The 17,258-nt window shown below is 67.3% G+C and carries 18 protein-coding genes; 6 read left to right on the forward strand and 12 right to left on the reverse strand.

Annotated features, from left to right (window positions below; all coding sequences use genetic code 11):
• Positions 1–36 precede the first annotated feature (36 nt).
• The 3 genes from ACZK08_RS16020 to ACZK08_RS16030 form a co-directional block, all read right to left on the reverse strand.
• Complete coding sequence (locus tag ACZK08_RS16020) at positions 37–615, reverse strand: LON peptidase substrate-binding domain-containing protein (RefSeq protein ID WP_065175087.1); 579 nt, start codon at positions 613–615, stop codon at positions 37–39.
• Entirely contained in the window at positions 612–1,976 is a 1,365-nt protein-coding gene (gene mpl / locus ACZK08_RS16025) for a UDP-N-acetylmuramate:L-alanyl-gamma-D-glutamyl-meso-diaminopimelate ligase (protein WP_065181702.1), read from the reverse strand. The genes ACZK08_RS16020 and mpl overlap by 4 nt, the downstream gene beginning before the upstream one ends.
• A 322-nt stretch (positions 1,977–2,298) precedes the next feature.
• The gene (locus ACZK08_RS16030) at positions 2,299–2,862 is read right to left on the reverse strand and encodes an adenylate kinase (protein WP_053519211.1); all 564 of its coding nucleotides are present in this window, start codon (positions 2,860–2,862) and stop codon (positions 2,299–2,301) included.
• A gap of 135 nt (positions 2,863–2,997) precedes the next feature.
• Between ACZK08_RS16030 and ACZK08_RS16035 the strand changes: the two genes are divergently transcribed.
• Both ACZK08_RS16035 and ACZK08_RS16040 read left to right on the forward strand, forming a co-directional pair.
• Positions 2,998–4,254, forward strand: a complete 1,257-nt coding sequence (locus ACZK08_RS16035; RefSeq protein ID WP_053519209.1) for a 6-phosphofructokinase — start codon at positions 2,998–3,000, stop codon at positions 4,252–4,254.
• 8 nt (positions 4,255–4,262) lie between these two features.
• Positions 4,263–4,652, forward strand: coding sequence for a DUF488 domain-containing protein (locus ACZK08_RS16040; protein ID WP_478452268.1), 390 nt, complete (start codon positions 4,263–4,265; stop codon positions 4,650–4,652).
• 119 nt (positions 4,653–4,771) lie between these two features.
• Here ACZK08_RS16040 and ACZK08_RS16045 read toward each other — a convergent pair whose 3' ends face one another.
• On the reverse strand, positions 4,772–5,275 hold the full coding sequence (locus tag ACZK08_RS16045) for a hypothetical protein (protein WP_065175090.1): 504 nt from the start codon (positions 5,273–5,275) through the stop codon (positions 4,772–4,774).
• Between the two features lie 282 nt (positions 5,276–5,557).
• Here ACZK08_RS16045 and ACZK08_RS16050 point away from each other — a divergent pair, with 282 nt between their 5' ends.
• Entirely contained in the window at positions 5,558–7,585 is a 2,028-nt protein-coding gene (locus ACZK08_RS16050) for a sodium-translocating pyrophosphatase (protein WP_065175091.1), read from the forward strand.
• Between the two features lie 48 nt (positions 7,586–7,633).
• Here ACZK08_RS16050 and ACZK08_RS16055 read toward each other — a convergent pair whose 3' ends face one another.
• Positions 7,634–8,065, reverse strand: coding sequence for a YbaN family protein (locus ACZK08_RS16055; protein ID WP_065181703.1), 432 nt, complete (start codon positions 8,063–8,065; stop codon positions 7,634–7,636).
• A 31-nt stretch (positions 8,066–8,096) separates the two neighbouring features.
• On the reverse strand, positions 8,097–8,684 hold the full coding sequence (locus ACZK08_RS16060) for a biliverdin-producing heme oxygenase (RefSeq protein WP_053519197.1): 588 nt from the start codon (positions 8,682–8,684) through the stop codon (positions 8,097–8,099).
• 107 nt (positions 8,685–8,791) lie between these two features.
• Between ACZK08_RS16060 and ACZK08_RS16065 the strand changes: the two genes are divergently transcribed.
• Positions 8,792–9,049 (forward strand): DUF2789 domain-containing protein, encoded by a 258-nt coding sequence (locus ACZK08_RS16065; protein WP_053519195.1) that lies wholly within the window; start codon positions 8,792–8,794, stop codon positions 9,047–9,049.
• A gap of 71 nt (positions 9,050–9,120) precedes the next feature.
• Here ACZK08_RS16065 and ACZK08_RS16070 read toward each other — a convergent pair whose 3' ends face one another.
• The 5 genes from ACZK08_RS16070 to ACZK08_RS16090 all read right to left on the reverse strand — a co-directional run bounded on the left by ACZK08_RS16070 (position 9,121) and on the right by ACZK08_RS16090 (position 14,818).
• Complete coding sequence (locus tag ACZK08_RS16070; protein WP_065181704.1) at positions 9,121–12,036, reverse strand: TonB-dependent receptor; 2,916 nt, start codon at positions 12,034–12,036, stop codon at positions 9,121–9,123.
• 169 nt (positions 12,037–12,205) lie between these two features.
• Positions 12,206–13,150, reverse strand: a complete 945-nt coding sequence (locus ACZK08_RS16075) for a FecR family protein (RefSeq protein ID WP_065181705.1) — start codon at positions 13,148–13,150, stop codon at positions 12,206–12,208.
• Between the two features lie 105 nt (positions 13,151–13,255).
• Entirely contained in the window at positions 13,256–13,762 is a 507-nt protein-coding gene (locus tag ACZK08_RS16080; RefSeq protein WP_065181706.1) for an RNA polymerase sigma factor, read from the reverse strand.
• A gap of 79 nt (positions 13,763–13,841) precedes the next feature.
• Positions 13,842–14,318, reverse strand: a complete 477-nt coding sequence (locus tag ACZK08_RS16085; RefSeq protein WP_065181707.1) for a hypothetical protein — start codon at positions 14,316–14,318, stop codon at positions 13,842–13,844.
• Positions 14,318–14,818 carry a hypothetical protein gene (locus ACZK08_RS16090; protein ID WP_065181708.1) on the reverse strand — a complete coding sequence of 167 codons (501 nt, stop codon included), beginning with the start codon at positions 14,816–14,818 and terminating at the stop codon, positions 14,318–14,320. The genes ACZK08_RS16085 and ACZK08_RS16090 overlap by 1 nt, the downstream gene beginning before the upstream one ends.
• A gap of 187 nt (positions 14,819–15,005) precedes the next feature.
• Between ACZK08_RS16090 and ppa the strand changes: the two genes are divergently transcribed.
• Both ppa and ACZK08_RS16100 read left to right on the forward strand, forming a co-directional pair.
• A complete protein-coding gene (ppa, locus tag ACZK08_RS16095; RefSeq protein WP_053519183.1) occupies positions 15,006–15,545 on the forward strand; it encodes an inorganic diphosphatase in 540 nt (179 codons plus the stop codon).
• Between the two features lie 151 nt (positions 15,546–15,696).
• Positions 15,697–16,818: an HDOD domain-containing protein gene (locus ACZK08_RS16100; RefSeq protein ID WP_053519181.1), complete on the forward strand. Its 1,122-nt coding sequence runs from the start codon at positions 15,697–15,699 to the stop codon at positions 16,816–16,818.
• Between the two features lie 68 nt (positions 16,819–16,886).
• Here ACZK08_RS16100 and ACZK08_RS16105 read toward each other — a convergent pair whose 3' ends face one another.
• Positions 16,887–17,096 carry a hypothetical protein gene (locus tag ACZK08_RS16105; protein ID WP_053519179.1) on the reverse strand — a complete coding sequence of 70 codons (210 nt, stop codon included), beginning with the start codon at positions 17,094–17,096 and terminating at the stop codon, positions 16,887–16,889.
• Between the last annotated feature and the right edge of the window lie 162 nt (positions 17,097–17,258).

Raw genomic sequence — 17,258 nt, forward strand, 5'->3', positions numbered from 1 at the left:
CGGGCATGGCCCGGCGCTACCGCGCGGGATGATTCTTTACGGCATCCAGCCCAGCAGCTGCTGCAGGCGCTGATGCGGGTCGTCCATCTGCAGCAGTTGCAGGCGCTGCTGTTCGCTCAACGGCAGCAGCTCGGCCAGGCGCCAGCCGACCCAGCTTGCCTGGTCCAGCAACGCAGGGTTGGCCGGAGCGTAGGCTTCGCCGGCCTGCTCGATGATGTGACCCAGCACGGTGGCCAGCAGCGCATGCTGTGGACGCAGCTCGTCATCCGGGTCTTCTTCGCACCAGCGCACATCGGCCACCACCAGGCCGTTGTCGCGCACCCGGGTGCGCTCGACATGGAAGCGGCGGGTACCGCGCAGGCGCAGCTGCAGCACGCCGTCGGCGCCGACATCGAAGTCCTCGATGCGTACCTGCACACCGTAGGCGGCCGGCGTTGCCGGCGCACCGACCTCCTGGCCATCAAGGATCAGGCAGACGCCGAATCCCTCCGCACTGCGGCCACTGTCGCGGATCAGGTCCAGATAGCGGCGCTCGAACACGCGCAGGCCGATCGCCGCGCCAGGCAGCAGGGTGGCGTGCAGCGGGAACAGGGGCAGTGACGCGTCCGTGCTCATCGCGCCTGCAATGCTGCGAGGAAACGGCGCGGCGCGCCGTCGAAGCCACCATTGGACATGAACACCACGTGGTCACCGCGGTGCACGCGCTCCTGCAGCTGTGCCAGCAATGCGTCGGTATCGGGTACCGCGTGCGCGTGGCCGCGCACCGCTGCGATCACCGACGCTGCGTCCCAGGCCAGCTCGGGACGATGCAGGAACACCACCTCGTCGGCCAGCGCCAGCGAGGGCGCAAGCGCGTGTGCATGTGCGCCCAGCCGCATTGAATTGCTGCGCGGTTCCATCGCCACCACGATGCGTGCATCGCCCACCTTGGCGCGCAGGCCCTCGAGGGTGGTGGCGATCGCGGTGGGATGGTGCGCGAAGTCGTCGTAGACGGTGATGCCGTCGTGGCTGCCGATCACTTCCATGCGCCGCTTGACGCTGCGGAAGCGCGCCAGCGCCGGGATCACCTCGGCCGGTGCCACGCCCACCGCATGGGCAGCGGCCAGCGCAGCCAGGCCATTGAGCACGTTGTGCCGCCCCAGCAGCGACCATTGCACATCGCCCAGCGCTTGCCCGTGATGGTGCACGCGGAAGGCGCTGCCGTCGGCGGCCAGCAGTTCGGCATGCCATTCCAGCGCCGGATCGAATCCGAAACGCTCGACCGGCGTCCAGCAGCCCATTGCCAGCACTTCGGCCAGGTGCACGTCCTCGCCGTTGACGATCAGGCGGCCGCGCGCCGGCACGGTGCGCACCAGATGGTGGAACTGGCGCTGGATCGCGGCCACGTCCGGGAAGATGTCGGCGTGGTCGTATTCGAGATTGTTGAGGATGGCGACCAGCGGCCGGTAGTGGACGAACTTGCTGCGCTTGTCGAAGAAGGCGGTGTCGTACTCATCGGCTTCCACCACGAACTCACGGCCCTGGCCGAGGCGGGCGGAAACGCCGAAATCCTCGGCCACGCCACCGATCAGGAAACCCGGTGCGCGACCGGCATTCTCCAGCAGCCAGGTGAGGATGGTCGTGGTGGTGGTCTTGCCGTGGGTGCCGGCCACAGCCAGCGTGTCGCGGCCCGGCAGCACCTGCTCGGACAGCCACTGCGCGCCGGAGCTGTAGCGCTGGCCGGCGTCGAGCACGGCCTCCACGGCCGGGTTGCCACGCGAGAGCGCGTTGCCGATCACCACCTGGTCGGTGCCCGCCGGCACGCTGTCGACCCGGTAGCCCTGGTCCAGGGTGATGCCCAGCTGCTCCAGCTGGGTCGACATCGGCGGATAGATGGCCTGGTCACTGCCGCTGACCGTATGGCCCAGTTCCCGCGCCAGGGCGGCCACGCCACCCATGAAGGTGCCGGCGATTGCAAGGATATGTACGCTGCTCATGAGCGAGGATTGTGACCGATCACGGCTGTATAGGGCCAATGTCCGTAATGGGGTCAGACAAGTCCTACACCCGATGTGAGAAAACTCCAGCCACCTGTCAGGGAATTCCCGATAGCGATGTTCTGTGAACCCGGACACAATTCGGATTGCCAGCCGCAGTACCCGAACCGGTCCTACTCCCCAAGAGGCCATCCCCAAGGGAGCTCATGCTGCGGGGCCCTGAGCAAGCCCTCCGCTGGCACCTATGAAAACGACACAGGCCTGGTCCACAAGGACCAGGCCTGTGTTCTGCATGCCGACCGCAGCCGGCCGCGCGCCTGGTTCAGGCCTTGATCGCGGCCAGGATGCGGGCTTCGATCTCGTCGAGCTCGCCGACGCCATCGACGCGTGCCAGGGTGCCCCGGCCTGCATAGAAATCCACCACCGGCGCGGTCTGGTCGTTGTAGACCTGCAGGCGCTGGCGCACCGATTCGGGATTGTCGTCGGCGCGGCCCTGCTCCTTGGCGCGGCCGGCGATGCGTTCGACCAGCAGTTCGGTGGCCACATCCAGCTGCACCACCGCATCCAGCGGCTGACCGATCTTGGCCAGCAGGCCGTCCAGCGCGTTGGCCTGCGCCACGTTGCGCGGGTAGCCATCCAGGATGAAGCCCTTGGCGACATCCGCCTGGGCCAGCCGCGACTCAAGCATGCCCAGCAGGATCTCGTCCGACACCAGGTTGCCCGCATCCATCACCGCTTTCGCCTGCTTGCCCAGCTCCGAGCCCGCAGCGATCTCCGCACGCAGCATGTCACCGGTCGAGATATGGGCGATGCCCAGCTTGTCCTTCAGGCGCGTCGCCTGTGTCCCCTTGCCCGAACCGGGCGGTCCCAACAGAACCAATCGCATTGACCTGACTCCAACGTGTTGAAAACAAAGAAGGTTCGCGTCCCGGACGGTCCGGTATCGCTGCACCGCAATAGCGCCACTTTACCGCATCCGGGTAATGTCCCTGCAATGTCCCTCCCCTGAGCAGGTAGAAGCATGCGCAACGGTACCCTCCTCTATGCCCAGTCCGGTGGTGTCACCGCGGTCATCAACGCCACCGCTGCGGCGGTGATCGAACAGGCCCGGGCCAAGGGCATCAAGGTCCTGGCGGCCCGCAACGGCATCCTGGGCGCCCTGCGCGAAGAGCTGATCGATACCAGCAGGGAGAGTGCGGCGGCCATCCGCGCCCTCGCCCATACACCGGGCGGTGCCTTCGGTTCGTGCCGCTTCAAGCTGAAGTCGCTCGATGCCGACCGTGCGCGCTACGAACGTCTGCTGCAGGTCCTGCGCGCGCACGACGTGCGCTGGTTCCTCTACAACGGCGGCAACGACTCGGCCGATACCGCGCTGAAGGTCTCGCAGCTGGCCAAGGCCTCCGGCTACGACCTGACCTGCATCGGCGTGCCGAAGACCATCGACAACGACCTGGCTGTTACCGATACCTGCCCCGGCTTCGGCTCGGCGGCCAAGTACACCGCGGTGTCGGTGCGCGAGGCGGCGCTGGATGTCGCGGCGATGGCCGAGACCTCCACCCGCGTGTTCATCTACGAGGCGATGGGCCGCCATGCCGGATGGCTGGCCGCTGCCGCAGGCCTGGCTGGCAATGGCGACGATGAGGCCCCGCACATCATCCTGCTGCCCGAACGTGCCTATGACGAGGCGGCCTTCCTGGCCAAGGTCAAGGCGGTGGTCGAACGCGTCGGGTACTGCGTGGTCGTGGCCTCCGAGGGCATCGCCACGGCGGATGGCCGCTTCGTCGCCGATGCCGGCGGCAGCAAGGATTCATTCGGTCATTCGCAGTTGGGCGGCGTCGCCGCGCACCTCGCTGGCCGGGTCAAGGACCAGTTGGGGCTGAAGGTGCACTGGGCCCTGCCCGATTACCTGCAGCGCTCGGCACGTCACATCGCCAGCCGCACCGACTGGGACCAGGCGCAGGCCGTGGGCAAGGCGGCCGTGCAACTGGCATTGAAGGGCCAGAACGGGGTGATGCCGGTGATCGTGCGCAGCAGCGACGCACCGTACCGCTGGAAGATCGAGTCCGCGCCGCTGTCGAAGATCGCCAACCACGAGAAGAAGATGCCGGCCGGCTTCATCCGGCGCGACGGCTTCGGCATCACTGCCCGGGCGCGCGCCTATCTGTCACCGCTGATCAAGGGCGAAGCGCCACTGCCGTACGGCGCCGATGGCCTGCCGAAGTATGTGACGCTGAAGAACGTGGCAGTGAAGAAGACGCTGCCGGCCTTCGAGGTCTGACTGCGATCATGGCCCTGCGGATCGTCCGCCTCGGTTCTCCGCGCGTTCCGGGCGAAGGCCTGCGCATCGGCACCGTACGCCGCCCGCCGCGCGGCGTGCCACGCAGCGAGTTCGCCCGCCAGGACTGGTACGACGTGTGGTTCCCGACGTTGTCGCCCAGCGCGGAACGGGTGAAACAGGCTCGCGGGGCGACCACCACGGCCGACTGGAATGCCTTCTTCCGCAGCTACCGTGCCGAGATGAAGGCGCCCGAGGCAGCCCACGCGCTGGATCTGCTGGCCGCGCTGTCGCAGCACACCGACATCAGCGTGGGCTGCTACTGCGAGGATGAGGCGCACTGCCATCGTTCGGCACTGCGTGACCTGCTGGTGGCCCGCGGTGCGAAGCTGGCCGAGTGATGGCAGGGGTGCCGGCCAGCGGCCGGCACTACCGGGTTCTCCGCCGGGCATGGCCCGACGCTACCGGTGCGCGCCGAAGTACATCCACGCCCTGCGTGGCTTCGCCCTGCCGGACGGCGTCAGTTGCAGGCCTTGCCTTCCACCTGCAGCTGCGCGGCGAACATCGTCACCTGCGGAATCTTGCCGGCGGCGGCCTGCTTCTTTGCTTCTTCCAGATAGATGCGCGACTGCCCCTGGCCGTCCAGCGCCTGGCGGTTGTCGACCGGCAGACGCCACACCCGCACCACCGCCTGCTGTGCCGGGCACGTCGCGCTGGGCACGCGGATCACGTCATTGAGCTTCCAGCCCTTGTCGACAGCGGGCTGCGCCTTGGCGAAGTCGACAAAACGAGCGCGCGGCTGGCACTGCTCGCTGGTACGGACCACGGCGAATCGATACGGCTCGGCAGCCTGGCCGGTGAAGGCGCCCTCCAGCCGCGCACAGGCTTCGGGAATCTGCCGCAGCGTGTGTACCGCTCCCACCGCCTGCGGCGCACCCACCGCGCGTTGCAGTTCCGGGGTCTCGGCGGCAGATGCAGGCATTGCCGGCACAAGGGCGGCAAGCATCAACAGGGACAGACGCATGGGAGGGTCTCCTTCAGGACTGAGCGCAGGCTTGCAGAGGAAGGCTTAACAGGGTGCAAAGGCGCGTCGGTGGAGGGGCAAGCGCTGCGCCTTCCACGCACGGCGCTACCATCCGGGCGCATGTGCACGCATACTGCGGCCACCAGGGAATGCTGAACACCGCCATACGTCGGACGACCGCCACGGTCGGCACGGGTTGGTTCCAGGCTGCAGCCCGTCGTCCCCCTCGTGGTGAAGTTCATCGCCACTGGATGCTCATCATCCATTCTGCGGAGGGGTCTAATGCTGGAACGTCACGGGCTGTCATTGGCGCTGGGCTGCGCCATTCTCGCGATCCTGTTCGGAATCGTCTCGGCGCGCTGGATCCTGCGCCAACCCACCGGCAATGAGCGCATGGTCGCGATCGCCACCGCGATCCAGGAGGGCGCACGCGCCTATCTGAACCGCCAGTACCTGACCATCGGCATCGCTGGCGCGGTGTTGTTCGTGCTCGTAGGCGTGTTCCTGAGCTGGTACACCGCTGTCGGCTTCGCGGTGGGTGCGGTGCTGTCCGGCGTTGCCGGCTACATCGGCATGAACGTGTCGGTGCGCGCCAACGTGCGGACCGCTGAAGCCGCACGCAACGGCATCAGCGCCGCGATGGACGTAGCGTTCCGTGGCGGTGCGATCACCGGCATGCTGGTGGTCGGCCTGGGCCTGCTGGGCGTGGCCGGCTATTACGCCCTGCTGCTGCGGCTCGGGCTGCAGATGGACCAGGCGCTGCATGCGCTGGTCGGCCTGGCCTTCGGCTCTTCCCTGATCTCGATCTTCGCGCGCCTGGGCGGCGGCATCTTCACCAAGGGCGCCGACGTCGGCGCCGACCTGGTCGGCAAGGTCGAAGCCGGCATTCCCGAAGACGATCCGCGCAACCCGGCGGTGATCGCCGACAACGTCGGCGACAACGTCGGTGACTGCGCCGGCATGGCCGCCGATCTGTTCGAAACCTACGCGGTCACGGTGATCGCAACCATGCTGCTGGGCAGCCTGATGCTCGCCGAAGCCGGCGCCAACGCCGTGCTGTATCCGCTGGTGCTGGGAGGCGTGTCGATCATCGCATCGATCATCGGCGCGCTGTTCGTCAAGGTGAAGCCCGGTGGCTCGATCATGGGGGCCCTGTACAAGGGCGTGATCGTGTCGGGTGTTCTGGCGGCGATCGCCTTCTACCCGATCACCACGGGGCTGATGTCCGACAACGTGCACGGTCCATTGGCGCTGTATGGCTGCGCCCTCATCGGCCTGGTCCTGACCGGCCTGATCGTCTGGATCACCGAGTACTACACCGGTACCCAGTACAAGCCGGTGCAGCACGTCGCCCAGGCGTCGACCACCGGACATGGCACCAACATCATCGCCGGCCTCGGCATCTCGATGAAGTCCACCGCGCTGCCGGTGGTGGCGGTCTGTGCCGCGATCTGGGGCGCCTACGCGCTGGGCGGCCTGTACGGCATCGCCATCGCCGCTACTGCCATGCTGTCGATGGCCGGCATGATCGTGGCCCTCGACGCCTACGGACCGATCACCGACAACGCGGGCGGCATCGCGGAGATGGCCGAACTGCCCTCGGAGATCCGGGACATCACCGATCCGCTTGACGCGGTGGGCAACACCACCAAGGCAGTGACCAAGGGCTATGCGATCGGCTCGGCGGCGCTGGCGGCGCTGGTGCTGTTCGCCGACTACACGCACAACCTGCAGGCGGCGAACCCCGGGCAGGAGTTCCGCTTCGACCTCAGTGACCACACGGTGATCATCGGCCTGCTGATCGGCGGCCTGATTCCGTACCTGTTCGGCGCGATGGCCATGGAGGCGGTGGGTCGTGCCGCCGGCGCGGTGGTGGAGGAAGTGCGCCGGCAGTTCCGCGACATCCCCGGCATCATGCAGGGCACCGGCAAGCCGCAGTACGACAAGGCCGTGGACATGCTGACCCGTTCTGCGATCCGCGAGATGATCCTGCCCTCGCTGCTGCCGGTGGTGGTGCCGGTGGTGGTCGGTCTGCTGCTGGGCCCACGCGCGCTGGGGGGCCTGCTGATCGGTACGATCGTCACCGGCCTGTTCGTGGCGATTTCGATGACGACCGGCGGCGGTGCCTGGGACAACGCCAAGAAGTACATCGAGGATGGCCACTTCGGCGGCAAGGGCAGCGAAGCGCACAAGGCCGCGGTGACCGGCGACACGGTCGGCGACCCGTACAAGGACACGGCAGGGCCGGCGATCAATCCGCTGATCAAGATCATCAACATCGTGGCGCTGCTGCTGGTGCCGCTGCTGTAGCGGATCGGTGGAGCCGGGCGTGGGCCCGGCTCCATCCCTCACGCGGACTCAGCGATTCCAGCGACGCCCACAGCGGCGCGGATCGCCGACATCGCCACGTTCGACACTCTGGGGCGGCTCCAACCGTGGCGCCGGCCGGCTGAGCACATAGCCGGCGCTGACCGCGAAGAACAGGCCCACGCCCAGCAGCAGCCGCCAGGAAGGGTGTGCGCCCCAGCAGAACAAGGCGAACCCCACCGCCATGCCAGCGCTGGCCAATGCCTTGCCCCGGCGCGACACGGCGCCCTGTTCCCGCCACAGTCGCAGCGGCGGGCCGTAGCGAGGATGTGCCAGCAGCCGTTGCTCGAACCGTGGCGAACTGCGCGCGAAGCAGCCCAGCGCCAGGATCAGGAAGATGGTGGTGGGCATCACCGGCAACAACGCGCCGATCACCCCCAGCCCGACCATCATCCAGCCCAGCGCGAACCACAGCCAGCGCATCAGCGCATCGCCCGCAGGCAGAGCCCGGGCATCAGCCGAACTCGATTTCAACGTGGCCATGCACGCTACGGAACGCGGCATCGGCGGCATCGATCACCTGCTGTTCCTGCGCGGCGCTCAGGGGCACCGCATCCAACGCGGCGGTGAATTCCCGCCAGTGGCGGGCCGCGCCATCCGGGTGCGCAGCCAGGTGGCGGGCACCGAACCCTTGGTCCAGGCCAAGCCGCGCGGCCATCTTGTACAGCACCGTGCCCCCCAGGTTGGAGCCTTCGGCCACGTACAGCCACCCCAGCGCCACCGGCAACGGCAGGTCACCTGCCAACGGCGCCATGTCCGCGCCAGGGAGATCCTGCCCCAGGTCGTGCAGATCAGCTGCCACCTGCTGCAGACGCCGACGCCCGGCCAGCCCCGGCAGCAATGCCTCCAGCGCCGGGCTGGCGTACAGCCGGTCGATGCTGCGATGGAAGCGGTACTGCACGCGCAGGAAGCGGGCGAAGCTGCCGAGATCGGCAAAGATGTCACCGGCCATGATGCGCTTGTCCAGCGCGCCGTGGCTGTCGCGCGTGGCGGCCTTGAGGCGCAGGCTGCGGCTGTCTTCAGGAGCGATATGTGCGTTCACGGAGGGTACCTGGGAGAGAGGTCCTGCTGTAGACGTGCGGCGCAGGGCTTTCCCCAAGCCCGCTTGCGTCGATAATGCCCCTCCCTCTTTCCCGCCGGGAACCGATGATGATCACCACCGAACCGCGCATGACCAACCTGTTCCTGCAGCTGGGCCTGGATGCCAGCGCCGAGGGCATCGCCCGCTTCATCCGCGACCACCAGCTGGCTACCGGCGTGGCGGTGGCCGACGCGCCCTACTGGAACGATGGCCAGCGGCAGTTCCTGGCCGAATCGCTGCAGGCCGATGCGGCCTGGAGCACGGTGGTCGATGAACTGAACGAGTCGCTGCACGAAGATGCGGTGAAGGCAGCGACCGGGCTGTAAGCCCGCGGTCGCGGCAAGGCAGTGCAGTGGCCGGTTCGCACCGGCCGCTGCAGGACGCCCACAGGCTACGCTCAGTACCTCCAGGTGAACGCAAGGCGCGCGGTACGGCCCGGGGCGGGCATCACGCCCAGGGCGAGCGGATCGAGATAGTAACGATCCGTCACGTTGTCCACATTCGCCTCCACCGACAGCTGGTCGCTGAAGCGCCAGCTGGCGAACAGATCCACCAGGGTGGTGGGCCGGTACAGCTGCTGGATCGCCGAAAGGCCGACATTCCAGTCCTTGTCCAGTCTGCTGATCGGGCCGGCGTTGTGGATCAACCGGGTGCCGAAGGTCAGGCGCTCGTCGAACAGGCGCGATCCAGCCGTCAGGTTCACCATGTAGCGCGGCGGGTTCTGCGTATTGGTGTAGGAACCCTCGAAGCCACCGTCCACGCAGTTGGGCGTACTGGCCAGTTCATCATTGTTGCGCTGTGCACCGTACGCCCGGCGCTCGGCGGCGATGTCCGGGGCGCAGGTCTTGGCCTTGAAGTAGTAATGCGCGGACAGGTCGGCAAATACCTTGCCGCTGTCATAGCTGGACTGGAACTCCATGCCTGAGACCTTGAACTGGTCGACGTTGCGGATCAGGCCGGCCGACAGCGTGCGGTAGTCACGCGTGATCAGGTCATCAATGCGCGTATCGAAGTACGCCAGCTTCAGCGCCAGGCGATCGCCGGCGGTGAACAGGTCATGGTGGACGGTGCTGGCACCGATTTCCCAACTGCGCGCGCGCTCCGGCTTCAGCTCTCCGACGGGTTTGGCGGCGGTGAACAGGCCCAGTGTCGTCTCGAACAGGCTCGGAAGCTTGGTGCCCTCGGCGTACTTCACGTAGACCATCGTGTCCTCGCTGAAGCGATAGGCCACGCTGGCGGTGGGTGAGAAGGCACTGTCGCGGCGACGGATCGGCTGCGACCAGGTCCAGCTGACCGGCACCTCCAGGTCTTCCGGTGCATCAGCGTCGTAGAAGTTCCAGCCACCGATGTCAGCCACCGTGCCTTTCTTGTACGGCGAGGCCAGCAGCGAGGCCTGGGTGAACGCACCATCGGCGTCCGGATACCAGTTCAGCAGCGCGATGCGCTTGGCGCGCCAGGAGGGCAGTGCCGGGTTGCCATCCAGCAGCTCGGTGTAGCGGTACTGTCCCTGCACTTCATAGGCATCGGGTGTGGCCAGACGATTGCGGTCATGCACGTCCACCCGGTTCCAGCGGCCGCCGGCCATCAACTCCCAGTGTTCGTCGGGCTGCCACTTCAGCGACGCCACGGCGCTGTACTCCTTGCGCTCAGCGTTGCGCAGGAAACGGTTGTTGACCAGATCATCCTGCTTGATCGGTGCGGAGCTGCCCGGTGCGATGTCCTCGTTGCTGTAGGACAGGCCGTAGTCGAGGGTGAACACGCCTGCACGGGTGTCGAAGATCGAGGTGTTGCTGGCATCCAGGCCGAAGCGCTTCTGTCGCAGCGGATTGCGGTAGGCATCCTTGTAGCCCGGATCGCCGCTGAAACTCGGCGCGTCGTACCACTCGGTACGGCGGTCGAAGTACCACGGCGTTATGCCGGTCAGGCTGTTGTACATCACGCTGTCAGCATCGGTGTACCAGGCGTTGACGCGCAGATCGATCCGCTCGCTGTCTGGATCGAAGCGATAGCGCAGGCTGTAGCTGTCCATGTCGACGTGGCCGGGATCCCACTGTGGGATGCGATCCCGCTCAACGCGGATGATCTGCGAGGCCATGATCTCGCCGGCGCGGCCCTCATAGCGGCGATAGCCAGCTTCGAGGGTCTGCGCATCGTCGATGCGCCAGGTGCCCTTGAGCAGGGCCGACGTCGAGCGCGAGGAGGTGTTGAACACTTCGGTGCGCGGCGGATTCAACGGTGCCAGCGTGCGCCGGGTCTGCGGAAAGTCATCGTATCCGTGCCTGCCGGAGAAGTAGTTGCCGTTGTCGCGGTGGGCGTACGCCGCGACCAGATCGAAGCGGTCCCACTTCCCAGCGGCGGCAACGTTGAAGAACTGGCTTCCGGTGGCGCTGCGGTCCGTCCGGGGCACGGCGCTGTAAGCCGGCACGCTGTTGGCGCTGGCGTTGGCCAACCCAGCGCGCACGCGGACGCCGACGTCGCGGCCCTCGCGCAGGATGTCACCCACGTTCAGCGTCTCCATCTCCACCACGCCGCCGATGCCGCCGGACGCGTTGGCCTTCAGGCTGGGGCCCTTGGTGATGGTCAGGCGTGAGATCAGGTCCGGATCAAGATAGCTGCGCTGTGACTGGCCGGCGTAGCCCCGGTAGGTGTCCATGCTGGACTGCCCGCCATCGATGATGACGGGCACGCGGCTCTGGCCCTGGATGCCGCGGATGTTCACGTCGAAACCGTTGCCCACGCGCGGATCACCGGCGGTGACCCCGGCCACGCCCTTGACGATGTCGCCGTTGGATGTGCCACGGAAGCGCTCCAGCGTTGTGCGATCCAGCGTGGTGGTCGAGCCGACGCTGCGATAGGTGTCGAGCAGGCGCGCCTCGTCGCTGCCGATGCCTTCAGCGACGCGATCGCCGGCCACACGCAGCGGGCCGGTGATGGTCGGCGATTGCGCCTGCAGGTCGCCGGCCGCTGCCAGTGTCACTGCACCGTCGCCGACACGGCGCACGCCCATGCCACTGCCCTGCAGCAGCCGCGCCAGCGCCTCGTCTGCGGTGAGCGGGCCGCTGACCGCCTGCGACGTGACGCCGCTGGCCAACGCAGCCGGATAGACCACCTGTACGCCGGACTGCCGCATGTAGCTGCGCAACGCGCTGTCGAGCGGCTGCGCGGGAATGTCGAAGCGCTGCGCGGCTGCCTGCGAGTTGGCAGTGTCCTGGGCCAGCGCGGGCGGTACTGCGCCGGCAATACCGGCGGCGAGCAGTGCGACACACAGGCGGGACGGGCGCGGAGTGCGGCCCGGACGTGGGGAATCGAACATGGAGAAACCTGTCAGGAGAGCGGAGCCGCAGGCGCGGCGTCATCCACGGCACGCGTGGACACGGCGACGTACGTGGCGGCTGCGGGTACGTTCGTGGAGTAAGACGAACGGCAGCGCCACAGCCCCAAGGGGGATCACTGCAGATCACGTCTCCACGCGTGACGCGGCGTCATCTGTGAACGATGACCACACCCATCGGCAGGCGGGTGATCCTCAGCCCCGTCGTCTCCGCGAGTGCATCCAGGGCCTGTTCGGGGCGATCGATACGCAGTGCGGCGCTCACGGCCGGCAAGGTCGAAAGGTCGCCCTGCACGAAGGTTGGACCGGCACGATAGCGGCCGAGCAGATGCACTGCATCGGCAACATTGGCCTGCTCCAGCAGCAGTTCGCCCTGGCGCCACGCACCCACGCTGTCGGCAGCGACATCGCTAAGGCGGACGACGCCGGACGCGGAACCGTACTGCGCACGCTGCCCCGCCTGCAGATAGGTCCAGCCACTGTCGGCCGGGGCGGCCACGCGCACCCTGCCCTGCCCGACCTGGGTTTCAACCGCTTCCTCGACCCGCGACACGGAGAATGCCGTGGAGATGTCTTCAACCACGCCGTTGCCTGCGGACACGCTGAAGCGCCGCTGCGGATCGGCGACCACCTCGAACCAGGCGCGGCCACGCAGCAGATCGACCCGCCGAGTGCCCGCATCGAAGTGCACGGCGATCGCGCTGTCCGCGTCGAGCACCGCACGGCTGCCGTCGGGCAACTGCACATGCTGGACGCTCTGGCGGCTGCGGTGGTCCGCCTGCAGGCGCAGGGACGCTTCGGGCCAGATCATCAGCATCGCCAGGGCGGCAGCGGCAGCCGTCACCCAGCGCAGCCGCTGACGCCGGCGCCGGCGCCGCACCGCAGACGCGACAGCCGGTCGAGGGCCGAGGCTGCGCCACAGCGTGCGCTGCTGCTCGAAGGCGTGCCGATGGCCCGGTTGCGCCAGCCACTCTTCGAATTCGCACATGCCAGCATCGGTGATGTCGCCCGATGCCAGCCATGCGATCCAGCGCCGGGCCTGTTCGGCCACGACGTCTTCGCAGGCGGCGGGAGAAGAAGTGTTCGGCGGGCTCATTGGCTGGCGGACAGGAATATTCACGCGCGGGGCGAGGGAACTGGACCGCAGGTGCAGTCCAGCCATCAAGACGTTTGAACCAGGCCCATCCCCAAGCGCGTCCGCTCAGCGGCCGCTGCGGGCCCAGGCCAGGCGCTGCAACGCGGCACGGATGTGGTTCTCCACGGTGGTGACCGACACGCCAAGGCGACGCGCGATCTCTGCCTGGGTCAGGCCCTGCAGCCGATTGAGCCGGAAGATGGTGCGGGTCGGCTCCGGCAGGTGGCTGGCCGCATCGAGGACACGCTGCAGCTCATCCTGCGCCATCACCTGCTCTTCGGTGGACGTGGACGTAGCCTCGTCCGGTCCCCACAGGTAGTGATCGGCCAACAGGCGGTTGCGGCGCGTCGACTCGCGTCCATGATCGGTCGCCAGGTTGGCTGCCAGGCGGTACAGATAGGCCCTGGGATTGTCGATCAACGGGGCGTTGCCCACCCCGCGGGCCTTGAACCAGACAGCCTGGATCACGTCCTCCGCACCCGGGTCGCCCCCCAGGATGCGCTGCACCCGGCGCAGCAGCGCCGGCCGCTCTCGGATCAGCAGTTCGGTGAGGGTGGCGGCATTGGATGGCATGCGCGGAGCCGGTACGACGGGAGGGCGCCGCGCATGCTACACCGTCAATGCGAATCAGTCACGTTCTCATTTGAGAGGATCACAGGCAACCGATCAGTCCCTCGTGAATCGAAATGCGGCTGCCTGGCGGCGTGACATGGATCGCACGGACGGGCGCGGCCTGCTCCAGCGCACGGAGGAAATCCTCAAGCCGTGTTCCCGTCGCCACGGGCAGTGGACAGGCGAAACTGCGCAGGTCGACATCGATCCGTCCATCATCAGCCACCGTGGTGGCGCTGCCGGCGAAGGTCCAGATGCAGCTCTGGATGGCGCCGCTCGCCGCATGCACCGAGCAGCGCAACCGCATCGGCAGCAGATTGCTGTATTCGCCTTCGCAGAAGGTGTCACCGCAGACGTGGTCAAAGCTCTGCCGCAGCGACCGTTCGACCGCCAGGAAGCGTTGCCACCCAGCCGCCTGGTTGGGGAACAGGCGTGCATCCACATAGGCCGGGGCAGCGTGTGCCGCGCCGGCCAGCCCCATCAGGCCTGCAAGAACAACCCTCTTCAGCGCACGCATCAGGCGGCCCTCCCGGCATTGCCCGGCCGCCCCAGGCAGGTCGGCAGTGTGTCGAAGACCGTCACATCGGTTCCGGGGAAGGGCTCGAACGCGCCCTCCTCCTGCTCCAGCGTCGCGTGGAACACCTCGACCGGAATCCCCTCCCCAAGGGTGACGGGGCAGATCCAGCGCGCATTGTCCACCTGCACTTCGCCGCGGACCGGTTCGACCTGCAGCTCGCTGGCCACGATGCCCCAGGCGCAGTGGCGTACGGTGCCGGCGTCGACCTGCACGGCACAGCGGAACGTCAGTACCCGGTAGTTGCTGTACTCACCTTCGCAGAAGGTGTCGGCGCAGATGCCGTCGAACTCGCGCACCAGCGACGCCTGCAACCGGTGGAAGCGGTGCCAATTGGCCTGGGGCGAGGGGTAGTCGACAAGGTCGACATGGCTGGCATGTGCCAGCGCCGGCAGGGTTGCGAACAACAGGAACGTGCCGCAGCAGCGGGTTGTCCAGGACATGGCGGATATCTCCCAGGGAACGAGCCAGCAGCCTGCGCCGGCCGGCCTTCCGGGCCCATCGGGCAAGGCGGGCGCCGCAGGTCGTCCGCCTGCGCAGCGGCCTGTAGGGGTCGCCCCACCTGCACAGCGGCCTGCAAAGGCATAAAATGGAGGGCTATCCGCCTACATCCCCACCTGGAGCACGACCATGGGTCTGGAACTCGTCTCGCCCGGCAAGAACCCGCCGGAAGAAATCAACGTCATCATCGAGATCCCGAAGGACTCGGAGCCGGTGAAGTACGAAGTGGACAAGGAAACCGGCGCGATCTTCGTCGACCGCATCCTGTCGACCCCGATGCGCTACCCGTGCAACTACGGCTACGTGCCCAGCACCCTGTGCGGCGACGGTGATCCGGCCGACGTGCTGGTGGTGCTGCCGCTGCCGCTGGTGCCGGGCTCGGTGGTGCGCTGCCGCCCGGTCGGCGTGCTGAAGATGAGCGATGAGGCCGGCAGCGACGAGAAGATCCTGGCCGTGCCGGTCGCCAAGATCTTCAGCGGCTATGCCCACGTGGAGGACATCGAGCAGGTCTCCAGCCACTGGCTGGAGCGCATCGGCCACTTCTTCGAGCACTACAAGGACCTGGAAAAGGGCAAGTGGGTCAAGCTCGACGGCTGGGGCGGCGCGGCGGAAGCCAAGCAGATCCTGGTCGAAGCGCACGCGCGCTACCTGGAAGGCAGCAAGGCCTGATCCTGAACCGCGTCGCTCCGGTGTGTCCTGCCGGAGCGATGCGGGTCACGTTTCAACACCACGGCACAGCACTCCGGGTGCTGTATTAGGTAAATTGCGTCACTTCACACGTCGTCGACATCCAGCGTCGAGACAGCCAGGGGATTGTGTCGTGCGTATTCTGCTTGTTGGAGATGCAGCCAGCCTGCCGGCCGAGCTGACCGAATTCATTGCCGATCTTGGGGAAGACTGGCAGCCGTTGACCGCCGCCGACGGCCACACCGCGATGACGGCAGTGGCGACGCAGGGCGTGGACGCGGTGATCGTCTGCCCGCAGCTGCCGGACCTCAATGCCACCACCTTGCTGGGGCAGATCCGGACACTGCGCCCGGAAACCATCCGTATCGCCCTGGTCGATGCCCAGCACGGCAACCGGCCACCACCGGCGCGCCTGATTGGCGTTGCCCACCGCTTCCTGCCGCTGCCACTGGCGCCGGAGGTGCTGCTGGAGGCCTTGACCAGCCTGGAAGAGCTGCGCGAGGTGCTGGACAGCCCGCGCCTGCGTGATGCCATCGGCCGCATCGAGAAGCTGCCTTCGCCGCCACACCTGTACCTGAGCCTGACCCAGGCCCTGGAACACGATGACGATACCGACAGCGCCGACGTGGCCAAACTGGTCGCCGCCGATCCTGCCATCGCCGCGAAAGTCCTGCAGCTGTCCAACTCGGCCTTCTTCAGCCAGGGCCGCACCATCGCCGATCTGCGCACGGCGGTCACCCGACTGGGCCTGTCCACCCTGCGCGACCTGGTCCTGGCAAGCGAGGTGTTCTCGGCACCGACGCTGTCTGCGGCCGAACGCAACTCGCTGCAGCAGCGCGCCCTGCTCGCCTCGCGCCTGGCCGCCCGCCTGCTGCCCGATTCCAGTGCGGAACTGGGTGCCACCGCGGCGCTGCTGGCTGACATCGGCCTGCTGCTGCCGGGCGTCCGCAACGAGCGCAGCGAGCCTGCGCTGGCCGGCGACCTCCGTCCCGGGCACGCCGAAGCCGGCGCCTACCTGCTGGGGCTGTGGGGCCTGCCGATGCCGATCATCGAAGCGGTGGCGTTCCACCTGCAGCCGCAACGCGCCACGACCCGCAGTTTCTGGGTGACCGGCGCGGTGCACGTGGCGCTGGCGCTGGTCAACGGCGATCCCGTTGACGAGGACTATCTGCAGCGCGCAGGCGTACTCAATCGATTGCCGCAGTGGCGTGAGCATGCCAATGCACTGATGGGGCTGACACCCACTGACGCCTGAGCAGCACGCGGGCGACTGCCGTCACCTCGCATGAGGGCGCGTCCAGCGGACGCGCCCTTTTTTCTCTCTCAGCGCTGCGGACAGGCGTCCAGCACGCACAGACGCCATTGACGCTCGCACAGGGCCGGGGCGTTGCCCTTGGCCAGGCACTCCAGCCGAAGTTGCTCGCAGTACACACCGCCGCCGCAGACGATGATGTTCTGTGCGGACAGCGAGCCCACCAGCGTTGCATAGATCAGGACGGCGGCCGATACCTGGCGGAAAAGCGTGCGCTTCATATCCATCTCCCAGTGTCCGGTATTGGACGCACCTACTGTGCTGAATGCGACAAGAGCAGACAGTGACCGCACTCACTTTCCCGACCTGATCAGAATTCCCTTACAGAAATGAAAAGGGCGGACCTTGCGGTCCGCCCTCCTCGTTCTGCTATCGCACTTCGA

Source organism: Stenotrophomonas sp. 112478_Sma (assembly GCF_056479905.1).

What these genes read in the sequence shown, in the direction of transcription:
- ACZK08_RS16105 (WP_053519179.1), bottom strand. Translation starts at nt 17,096, where the DNA reads ATGAAGCGCACGCTTTTCCGCCAGGTATCGGCCGCCGTCCTGATCTAT.
- ACZK08_RS16065 (WP_053519195.1), top strand. Translation starts at nt 8,792, where the DNA reads ATGATCACCACCGAACCGCGCATGACCAACCTGTTCCTGCAGCTGGGC.
- ACZK08_RS16030 (WP_053519211.1), bottom strand. Translation starts at nt 2,862, where the DNA reads ATGCGATTGGTTCTGTTGGGACCGCCCGGTTCGGGCAAGGGGACACAG.
- ACZK08_RS16050 (WP_065175091.1), top strand. Translation starts at nt 5,558, where the DNA reads ATGCTGGAACGTCACGGGCTGTCATTGGCGCTGGGCTGCGCCATTCTC.
- ACZK08_RS16055 (WP_065181703.1), bottom strand. Translation starts at nt 8,065, where the DNA reads ATGCGCTGGCTGTGGTTCGCGCTGGGCTGGATGATGGTCGGGCTGGGG.
- ACZK08_RS16085 (WP_065181707.1), bottom strand. Translation starts at nt 14,318, where the DNA reads ATGCGTGCGCTGAAGAGGGTTGTTCTTGCAGGCCTGATGGGGCTGGCC.
- ACZK08_RS16090 (WP_065181708.1), bottom strand. Translation starts at nt 14,818, where the DNA reads ATGTCCTGGACAACCCGCTGCTGCGGCACGTTCCTGTTGTTCGCAACC.
- ACZK08_RS16070 (WP_065181704.1), bottom strand. Translation starts at nt 12,036, where the DNA reads ATGTTCGATTCCCCACGTCCGGGCCGCACTCCGCGCCCGTCCCGCCTG.
- ACZK08_RS16080 (WP_065181706.1), bottom strand. Translation starts at nt 13,762, where the DNA reads ATGCCATCCAATGCCGCCACCCTCACCGAACTGCTGATCCGAGAGCGG.
- ACZK08_RS16035 (WP_053519209.1), top strand. Translation starts at nt 2,998, where the DNA reads ATGCGCAACGGTACCCTCCTCTATGCCCAGTCCGGTGGTGTCACCGCG.
- ACZK08_RS16040 (WP_478452268.1), top strand. Translation starts at nt 4,263, where the DNA reads ATGGCCCTGCGGATCGTCCGCCTCGGTTCTCCGCGCGTTCCGGGCGAA.
- ACZK08_RS16020 (WP_065175087.1), bottom strand. Translation starts at nt 615, where the DNA reads ATGAGCACGGACGCGTCACTGCCCCTGTTCCCGCTGCACGCCACCCTG.
- ppa (WP_053519183.1), top strand. Translation starts at nt 15,006, where the DNA reads ATGGGTCTGGAACTCGTCTCGCCCGGCAAGAACCCGCCGGAAGAAATC.
- ACZK08_RS16075 (WP_065181705.1), bottom strand. Translation starts at nt 13,150, where the DNA reads ATGAGCCCGCCGAACACTTCTTCTCCCGCCGCCTGCGAAGACGTCGTG.
- mpl (WP_065181702.1), bottom strand. Translation starts at nt 1,976, where the DNA reads ATGAGCAGCGTACATATCCTTGCAATCGCCGGCACCTTCATGGGTGGC.
- ACZK08_RS16045 (WP_065175090.1), bottom strand. Translation starts at nt 5,275, where the DNA reads ATGCGTCTGTCCCTGTTGATGCTTGCCGCCCTTGTGCCGGCAATGCCT.